7 protein-coding genes and 1 pseudogene are annotated in these 8,697 nt (G+C 61.2%); all 8 read left to right on the top strand.

The window, feature by feature from the left end; genetic code table 11:
- Positions 1-202: 202 nt before the first annotated feature.
- Positions 203-838 carry an EF-hand domain-containing protein gene (locus tag IT775_RS20800; RefSeq protein WP_246525798.1) on the top strand — a complete coding sequence of 212 codons (636 nt, stop codon included), beginning with the start codon at positions 203-205 and terminating at the stop codon, positions 836-838.
- 101 nt (positions 839-939) lie between these two features.
- Positions 940-1,326, top strand: coding sequence for a DUF302 domain-containing protein (locus IT775_RS20795; protein WP_212703171.1), 387 nt, complete (start codon positions 940-942; stop codon positions 1,324-1,326).
- A gap of 203 nt (positions 1,327-1,529) precedes the next feature.
- Entirely contained in the window at positions 1,530-1,904 is a 375-nt protein-coding gene (locus tag IT775_RS20790) for a hypothetical protein (RefSeq protein ID WP_212703168.1), read from the top strand.
- Positions 1,905-2,004: 100 nt separating this feature from the next.
- Positions 2,005-3,387, top strand: coding sequence for an MBL fold metallo-hydrolase RNA specificity domain-containing protein (locus tag IT775_RS20785; protein ID WP_212703167.1), 1,383 nt, complete (start codon positions 2,005-2,007; stop codon positions 3,385-3,387).
- Positions 3,384-4,895 carry a thymidine phosphorylase family protein gene (locus tag IT775_RS20780; protein WP_212703166.1) on the top strand — a complete coding sequence of 504 codons (1,512 nt, stop codon included), beginning with the start codon at positions 3,384-3,386 and terminating at the stop codon, positions 4,893-4,895. The genes IT775_RS20785 and IT775_RS20780 overlap by 4 nt, the downstream gene beginning before the upstream one ends.
- Positions 4,892-5,827 carry a ribose-phosphate diphosphokinase gene (locus IT775_RS20775; RefSeq protein ID WP_343231174.1) on the top strand — a complete coding sequence of 312 codons (936 nt, stop codon included), beginning with the start codon at positions 4,892-4,894 and terminating at the stop codon, positions 5,825-5,827. The genes IT775_RS20780 and IT775_RS20775 overlap by 4 nt, the downstream gene beginning before the upstream one ends.
- Before the next feature lie 55 nt (positions 5,828-5,882).
- Complete coding sequence (locus IT775_RS20770) at positions 5,883-8,177, top strand: copper-transporting P-type ATPase (protein WP_373050997.1); 2,295 nt, start codon at positions 5,883-5,885, stop codon at positions 8,175-8,177.
- Positions 8,178-8,301: 124 nt separating this feature from the next.
- Positions 8,302-8,562: pseudogene (locus tag IT775_RS20765) on the top strand (transposase); the annotation flags it as partial.
- Between the last annotated feature and the right edge of the window lie 135 nt (positions 8,563-8,697).

The following is an 8,697-nucleotide window of genomic DNA, read 5'->3' as shown; positions in this document are numbered from 1 at the left end:
TCCACCACGAGGATATGGGGTAGTTCGGTCATGCGCATCCTCATAGTCCAGCCGTCTTCGGATTTCCCAAGATTTTTGTCGCGAAATGTATCAAGCGCCAAGTTGGCGACAGACGATTACACAGTTGCGAAAACACGCCATGGCGTTCTCCGATCTCACCCCCCAAATCTAAGGCACCGAAACTGAAAAACGAGGTTCAGTCATGACCAGAGAAGTTTTTTACGCCATCACTCTTGTTGCAGTATCTGCCCTGGCGGCCCCGGCCCTGGCCGATCCCGGCCATTCGGGCGGTGACCGCTACGGCCACGGCCCCGGTATGATGATGGGGATGGGACAGTACGGTCCCGACGACATGGGCGGCTACAGGGAAGGTCATATGGGCCGTTACGCTGGCGACATGGTGAACCCCATGTCCATGATGATGCGCATGCACGGCCCGATGACGGGATTTGGGATGGGAATGCCGGGGCAGATTGGTCCCATGGGCGGCGGCATGATGTGGATGATGGCCCCCGACGGGCAATGGGGCAAATCGCCTGAGGACATCCGCGAAACCCTGCAGGGCAAACTCAAGGAATATGACGCGGACGGGGACGGAACGCTCAGCATCGGCGAATTCGAAACGCTTCACAGCGCGATGATCCGCGAGATGATGGTAGACCGCTTCCAATATCTCGATGCGGATGGCGACGGAGCGGTAACGCCGCAGGAAATGGCGGCCCCGGCGGCCCGCATGGAACACATGCAGGAACTGCGCGAAAGAATGTGGGGCGTCGGTCCGCAGGACGACGATATGCGGCGGCCGATGGGAAATGGCCGCATGATGGACGATAATTGATCGATGCATCGCCACGCCCTCTCTGTGGGCGTGGCGCTTCGGGAATCCACGGCATCCTCATGGCGGCACGGTTGCCAAGAAATCAGAAAGGAAAAAGGAATATGGGTTACACCTATGATCGGGTCTTGCCGAACGTGACGATTGACGATGCGGAAATGCGGGTGCGCGCATCGCTCGGAGACAATGGTTTCGGCGTATTGACCGAAATCGACGTCAAGGAAACGATGAAAAAGAAGATCGATGTCGACATGGATGGATATCGTATTCTCGGAGCCTGCAATCCGAAAATGGCGCATCAGGCGATCGGGCTGGAACCGCGGGTCGGCGCGATGTTGCCCTGCAACGTCATTCTCCGGCAGCTATCCGACGGTGTCGAGGTCAGCGCGATCGATCCCGTCGCCTCCATGGCGGCGATTGACAACAGGGAGCTCAAGTCAGTGGCTGAGCAGGTGCGTGATCTTCTGCGCAAGGCCGTCAACGCGGCCTGATCGAACTCGTATGATGGCCTGTGGCTCGGACCGCTTCAGGCCGTGATTGTCGGCTCGCTGTTGGCCTTCCGGTCAATGGCGAGCGATCCGGCGTCAAAGGAGAATTCGTCCCAAGCAGCTTGACCTTGCGGCAACGCGTGTCATGTTATTGAATTGCGAGGGCCGAAGCGGCTTGTCCCGGAATTAAGCTGGGGAAACTCGACATGAAAAGAAATTTCGCAACGAAAAGAACTCTAGCGTCCTTTATCGGGGCGGGTCTTGCGTTGGTGTTTCTAATTCTTTCTCCGCATTCTCCTGCGGCCCTCCAAGCCGACATTCATGCCTACGCTAAAATCGATGCGCATCAGTCCAGCAGCGTGCCGCCTGACAAGTCGAAAGATGCTTCCAAGCATCTTCAAATAGATGATGATTCATGCGCCACGGGTTCAAGCTGCCACGCGTCGCTATTATTATTTGAAGTGTCCGGCGAAGCTGCCCGGATCGATTTCACTGCAATCGAACGCCCTGAACGCGGCCATTTCGCAGAAGGCTTTCGCGAAGATGTGACCACGCCACCGCCACTATCGATCCGCGCCTGACGCGCGGACGGGTCAAAGGAGTATCAGTTTCCCCTGTCTGCGTGCCGCCGCCGGTGCCCATTAGGCGCGCCGCGTTCCTCACGCGTTTTAGGAGGCCAATATGAGCTACAGGGAAAAACCAACGCTTCGGTTTCTCGGTGCCGCGGGCACCGTGACCGGTTCGCGATACTTGGTCGAGAAGGGCCGCCGTAAAATCCTGATCGATTGCGGCCTCTTCCAGGGTTACAAGCAACTCAGGCTGCGCAATCGCAAACCTTTCCCGGCACGCCCCTCGACGATCGACACTGTGCTTCTGACACATGCGCATCTCGATCACTCGGGGTATCTGCCGGCACTGATACGGGCTGGGTATTCAGGTCGCGTGCTGTGTACGCCGGCCACTGAAGAACTTTGTGGACTGATCTTGCCTGACAGCGGGCATATACAGGAAGAAGAAGCGAAATATGCACGGCGGAAAGGATATTCCGAACACAAGAAACCACTCCCGCTCTACACATTGAAAGACGCGAAGGTGGCGCTGGAACATCTGGACACCGTGCCGTTCGGCAAGAAAATCGACCTCGGCGATGGCATATATGCAGAGTTCATACCGGCGGGGCACCTTCTCGGCGCAGCTCAGATACGGCTCACGATAGACGGCCATGTGGTGCTTTTCAGCGGCGACATCGGCCGCGATCCTGATCCGTTGATGCGCCCGCCCGTACCCTTTTCCGGCGCCGACGTCCTGATCTGCGAGTCGACCTATGGCAACCGCAGCCACGCAGCAATCGCCCCCGAGGCCGAGCTTGCACCCGTGCTCAAACGCGTCTTCGGCAGGGGCGGTACGGTGCTGATCCCATCCTTCGCCGTCGGTCGGGCACAGGGGCTGATGTATCACATAGCAAGGCTGATAAAGCGGGGGGATATCCCCTATGTCCCCGTTTTCTTAAACAGCCCGATGGCCGTGGATGCCACCGACATCTACCACCGCCACCATGACGAACACCACGTTACCTGGGAAGACTGCAAGGCGATGTTCGAACTGGCCGAGCGCGTGAACACCGTCGAGCGGTCAAAGTGGCTCAACACGCGCCAAGGCCCGATGATCATCATCTCGGCCAGCGGCATGCTGACCGGCGGGCGCATCCTGCATCACCTGATCAGTTTTGGCGGCGACCGCCGCAACGCGATCCTTCTTGCCGGTTTTCAAGCCGGAGGCACGCGAGGGGCAAGGCTTGCGGCCGGGGAGCGCCGGATACGGGTGTTCGGGAAAGAAACCCCCATCAATGCGGAAGTGGTACAGTTGCAATCGTTCTCCGGTCATGCGGACGCAGACGAAATCCTCAACTGGATGTCGGCCGGGCCGCCGCCGAAAATGACCTACATAACACATGGCGAACCCGAAGCCGCCGACACGCTCCGAAGGCGGGTATCCCACGAACTCGGGCGACGGGCCCGCGCGCCGGATCACCTTGAAAAGGTCAGACTGGACGCGCCGAAATGACTCAGCCGCACAGTTTCCTTCCAATCATTCGCGCCGGGATCGACACTTACCGCCAACCCGTCGTGTATATGCGCGAGGATTGCCACCTTTGCCGGGCTGAGGGATTTTCCGCGCTGACCCGGGTCAGGATCGAGGCCGGTGGCCGCAGCCTCATCGCGACCCTCAATGTCGTCACGGCGGAAGGCTGGCTGCCGCCCGACACGGCGGCGCTGAGTATCGCCGCGTGGAACGCGCTGCGCCCCGAACGGCAAGGGGTGCAAGCCGAGTTTTCACACCCAGAGCCTCCGGCGTCGACCTCGGCGATCAGGAACAAAGTTTTCGGCGGCAAGTTCGACGCAGCATCCGCCAGCCAGATCATCACGGATATGGTCGCGCACCGCTTGTCCGATCTGGACCTGGCCGCCTTCGTTACAGCCTGCGCCGGTGACCGGCTGGACATCGCGGAAACGATCGCCCTGACCCGCGCAATGACCGATGCGGGGCAGCGGATCGACTGGGGCACGGAACCGGTCCTCGACAAGCACTGCGTGGGCGGATTGCCCGGCAATCGCACCACGCCCATTGTCGTGGCGGTCATTGCTGCGGCAGGCGGCCTCATTCCCAAGACCTCGAGCCGGGCCATTACCTCACCAGCCGGGACGGCCGATACCATAGAGGTCATGACGCCTGTCGATCTCGACATCACATCAATGCGGCGTGTGGTCGAAGCCGAAGGCGGTTGTCTGGCATGGGGCGGAGGACTGGACCTGAGCCCGGCTGACGATATCCTTATCCGGATCGAACGGCCGCTGGATTTCGACAGCGACGGGCAGCTTGTCGCCAGCATTCTTTCGAAAAAACTGGCGGCCGGATCGACGCACGTGTTGATCGATATGCCGGTTGGGCCGACCGCGAAGGTACGCACCGGTGCTGCCGCCGAAGATCTTTCTGCGCGGCTGAGTGCCGTTGCGGCGGAAATCGGTATCGAGTTGCGCGTTCATTGCAGCGACGGCACAGCCCCGGTCGGGCGGGGAATTGGCCCGTCGCTCGAGGCTCGTGACGTGCTGGCCGTATTGCGGCGCAGTGCGGATCACCCGCCGGATTTACGGGACCGCGCGCTTGATATCGCCGGGGCGTTGCTCGACATGGGCGTTCCGGATGGCCGCGGGCGGCAAACGGCGGAAACACTGCTGGAAAGCGGCGCGGCGGAAGCGAAGTTCATGGCGATCTGCGCCGCCCAGGGTGGTTTCCACGAACCCGGGATAGCGCCGGAGCGGGCCATCGAAACCGCTGGCCGGCGGGGGCGCGTCACCGCAATCGACAATCGGCGCATCGCGAAAATCGCCAAGCTCGCCGGAGCGCCGGGGCGGCAGACGGCTGGCGTTCTGCTGCTTGCCCGCCCCGGGGACACGGTCGAACCGGATACCCCGCTTTACGAAATACACGCCGAAACACCGGGGGAACTGGCCTGGGCGCGCGATTACGCCCGGGCAGGCACCAGCCCGTTCCAGGTGGAGGCAGAAAAGTGACGCTGCTCTTGCTTGCTTTCCCCGAACTCGCAACCGCCGGAGATGCGGTCGCAAAGGAACTTGGCTGCGATTTGCGGATCATCGACCTGCATCGATTTCCGGACGGGGAAAGCCTGGTCACACTGCCCGAAAACATCGCTGGTCGCGATGTGGCGATCCTTTGCACCTTGCGCGATCCGGACCGGTTGGCTTTGCCGTTGCGCTTTGCCGCCGTCACCGCGCGCGAACTGGGGGCAAATCATGTGGGACTGATTGCGCCCTATCTCGGATATATGCGGCAGGACAGGCGCTTTGCCCCCGGACAGGCCATCAGCGCACCGCTTTTCGCCGAGTTTATCGAGGAAAGCTTCGACTGGGTCGTAACGGTCGACCCGCACCTGCACCGCATACCGGTGCTTGACCGACTCTTTAGCATTTCTGCCAAGCGGATTGCCGCCGCCCCTCTGATTGCCGACTGGATCGCGGCGGAAGTACCGGATGCCGTCCTGCTCGGCCCCGACAGTGAAAGCCAGCAATGGGTGAACGATGTCGCCGCATTGGTTGGGCGCCCCTTCGAAGTGCTGCAAAAAGTCAGGACCGGGGACAAGAACGTCGAAATCAGCATGCCGCACAGCGCAGCCCTGCGCGACGGAACCCCGGTGATTCTCGACGATATTGCCTCTTCGGGGCGCACCATGGTGCAGGCCATCGAAAGACTTGTCGCTGCAGGCACGCGCCCGCCCGTCTGCCTGGTGATCCACGCCGTCTTCGCCGGATCAGCCCATGATGACATTCTGGCGGCCGGTGCGGCGCGGATCGTATCCACGAATACCATCCCGCATCCCTCGAACGTCATCGATGTCTCTGGGTTGCTTGCCCGCGCCTCGATCGACCTGATCGGCACCCGGAAACCTGCCTCCCGTCTCATTGGAAAGGAAACCCGCGATGAATGACCATGCACACACGGATGGTCCCGATGCAGGCCCCTCCCCGATCTATACCTGCCCGATGCATCCTGAAATTCGTCGGGACGGACCGGGGGATTGCCCTGAATGCGGGATGCATCTGGTCCCCGAAGATCGCGCGGTCACGCATTCCGAGCACCATCATCACAGCCATGCCCCCGGCAAGGAAGACACCGGCAACGGTGGCCAATACGACACGGTTCCGGCGGGCTACAGCGGTCCCGTCTACACCTGCCCGATGCACGCACAGGTACGACAAATTCATCCCGGATCCTGCCCGATCTGCGGGATGGGCCTGGAACTCGAATCCGCCGCGATGGCCGAAGAAGGACCAAATCCCGAGCTGGTGGATTTCACGCGCCGTTTTTGGCTCGGCGCGGTTCTGACGCTGCCGCTGCTTGTCCTGACCATGGGCCCGCTCATTGGTCTTGGCTTCGTGAGGAGTATTTTCGGCGAGCGCACGGCATTGTGGATCGAACTCGCGCTTGGCACGCCCGTTGTGCTGTGGAGTGGCTGGCCCTTCCTCAAGCGCGGGTGGAATTCGTTTAGAAGCTGGAATTTGAACATGTTCTCGCTGATCTCCATGGGGGTGATGGCGTCGTGGATCTTCAGCATCGTCGCGGTTCTCGCGCCGGGCATCTTCCCCGACGGGTTCCGTGACAGCGAAGGCAACGTAGGTGTCTATTTCGAGGCTGCGGCCGTCATCGTCGTGCTGGTTCTTCTCGGACAGGTGATGGAGCTTCGCGCCCGCGAAGGCACCGGCAAGGCGATCCGGGCACTTCTCGACCTTGCGGCGAAAACGGCGCGGATCGTCCGCGACGATGGGAGCGAAGAGGAAGTCCCGCTCGAGGACGTGCAGGTCGGTGACCGTCTGCGCGTACGCCCCGGTGACAAGGTTCCCGTAGATGGGATTGTTGTCGACGGTCACTCATCGGTCGATGAAAGTATGATATCGGGTGAACCCGTTCCGGTCGAAAAGGTCGAAGGAGCCCAGGTTACCGGCGCGACGATCAACGGCACCGGGTCGATGGTGATCGAAGCCACGCGCGTCGGCGCCGATACGATGCTGGCACAGATCGTCGAAATGGTCGCCAATGCGCAGCGGTCCCGCGCCCCGATCCAGAAATACGCGGACCAGGTCGCGGGATGGTTCGTTCCGGCCGTGATCGGCATCGCGATACTGGCTTTCATCGGCTGGGCGATCTGGGGGCCCGCCCCGACCTTGTCCTACGCGCTCATTGCCGCCGTTTCCGTGTTGATCATCGCCTGTCCCTGCGCGCTCGGTCTGGCGACGCCCATGTCCATCATGACCGCCACCGGGCGCGGCGCCCAGGCAGGGGTTCTGATCAAGAACGCCGAGGCGCTCGAGAGGTTCGAAAAGGTCGATACGCTGATTGTGGACAAGACCGGCACGCTGACAGAGGGCAAGCCGCGCCTCGTCGCAGTGCTGCCCGAGGCGGGCCATGACGAGGCTGAGGTGCTGCATCTCGCCGCCTCGCTCGAGCGCGGATCGGAACACCCGCTCGCCGAAGCGATTGTCCGCGGCGCCGAGAAGCGCGGAATTGCGATAGCGGATGCCAGGGATTTCGAGGCCATTACCGGCAAGGGCGTGAAAGGTGTAGTCGACGGCAAGGCCGTGGCGCTCGGAAACCTGAAGCTGGTGACGGAAATGGGCCTTGATGTCGGCGATCTCTCAGCCAAGGCGAACGCCCGGCGTGACGAAGGTGAAACGGTGATGTTCGTCGCCATGGACGGGTGCATAGCGGGGCTTGTGTGCGTTGCCGATCCTGTAAAGGAAACCACACCTGCCGCCCTTGCCGCACTGCATGAACTCGGGTTCCGCATCATCATGGCCACGGGCGACAACGAACGCACGGCCAAAGCCATCGGCGCACGCCTCGGCATCGACGAAATCCGCGCGGATGTGCTGCCCGAGGACAAGGCGCGGATCATCGAGGAGTTGCAGGCGGGAGGCGTCAGGGTGGCCATGGCCGGGGATGGCGTGAACGACGCGCCCGCGCTTGCCCAGGCCGATGTCGGCATCGCCATGGGCACGGGTGCCGACGTCGCGATCGAAAGCGCCGGGTTCACGTTGGTCAAGGGCGACCTCGACGGCATCGTGCGTGCCCGGCGGCTGGCGCGCGCCACCATGCGCAACATTCGCCAGAACCTGTTCTTCGCACTGATCTACAACAGCCTTGGGGTACCTATTGCCGCTGGGGTGCTGTTCCCTTTCCTCGGCATTTTGATCAGCCCGATGTTTGCCGCATTCGCGATGAGCGCCTCGTCAATCTCTGTGGTATTGAATTCGCTGCGCCTGAGAAGCGCACAAATATGACGATACTCATCCAGTCATGATCAAATCCGACATTTGCCGTATGTTGCGCCTAGGCTCAGGACCCATTAATTTTCTTGAGGCCTGATCGTCTGCGTGATTCAAGCTCCCAAAATGAGGGAGCGTGATGAGCAATCTATTCTGGCTGCCCGACGATCAGATGGCGGGGTTGCGGCCGTTCTCTCCCAAAAGCTATGGCAAGCCACGCGTCGATAATCGGCGCGTGCTGAGCGGTATTATCTTCATCAATCGCAATGGCTTGCGCTGGTGCAATGCGCCGAAAGAATATGGCCCGCCGAAGGCCCTCTACAATCGCTGAAAGCGCTGGAGCGAGATGGGCGTGTTCGCCCGGATCTTCGAAGGACTGGCCGCTGAGGCGGTGGATCAATAGACGATCATGATCGACGCAACCTATTTGAAAGCCCACCGCACGGCCTCCAGCCTGCGTGACCTGCCACTGAACTTTCAACCAGTCGGAACCGGAGCCCTTTGGATTGATACGCCGATTGGCGCAGGTGGAGCA

The sequence above is a fragment of the Thalassovita aquimarina genome (assembly GCF_018219815.1).
In the GTDB taxonomy this organism is placed as follows: domain Bacteria; phylum Pseudomonadota; class Alphaproteobacteria; order Rhodobacterales; family Rhodobacteraceae; genus Thalassobius; species Thalassobius aquimarinus.
The sequence above is the reverse complement of the archived record's forward strand: the minus strand, read 5'-3'. Positions and strand labels throughout refer to the sequence as shown.

What these genes read in the sequence shown, in the direction of transcription:
- IT775_RS20800 (WP_246525798.1), top strand. Translation starts at nt 203, where the DNA reads ATGACCAGAGAAGTTTTTTACGCCATCACTCTTGTTGCAGTATCTGCC.
- IT775_RS20795 (WP_212703171.1), top strand. Translation starts at nt 940, where the DNA reads ATGGGTTACACCTATGATCGGGTCTTGCCGAACGTGACGATTGACGAT.
- IT775_RS20790 (WP_212703168.1), top strand. Translation starts at nt 1,530, where the DNA reads ATGAAAAGAAATTTCGCAACGAAAAGAACTCTAGCGTCCTTTATCGGG.
- IT775_RS20785 (WP_212703167.1), top strand. Translation starts at nt 2,005, where the DNA reads ATGAGCTACAGGGAAAAACCAACGCTTCGGTTTCTCGGTGCCGCGGGC.
- IT775_RS20780 (WP_212703166.1), top strand. Translation starts at nt 3,384, where the DNA reads ATGACTCAGCCGCACAGTTTCCTTCCAATCATTCGCGCCGGGATCGAC.
- IT775_RS20770 (WP_373050997.1), top strand. Translation starts at nt 5,883, where the DNA reads ATGCATCCTGAAATTCGTCGGGACGGACCGGGGGATTGCCCTGAATGC.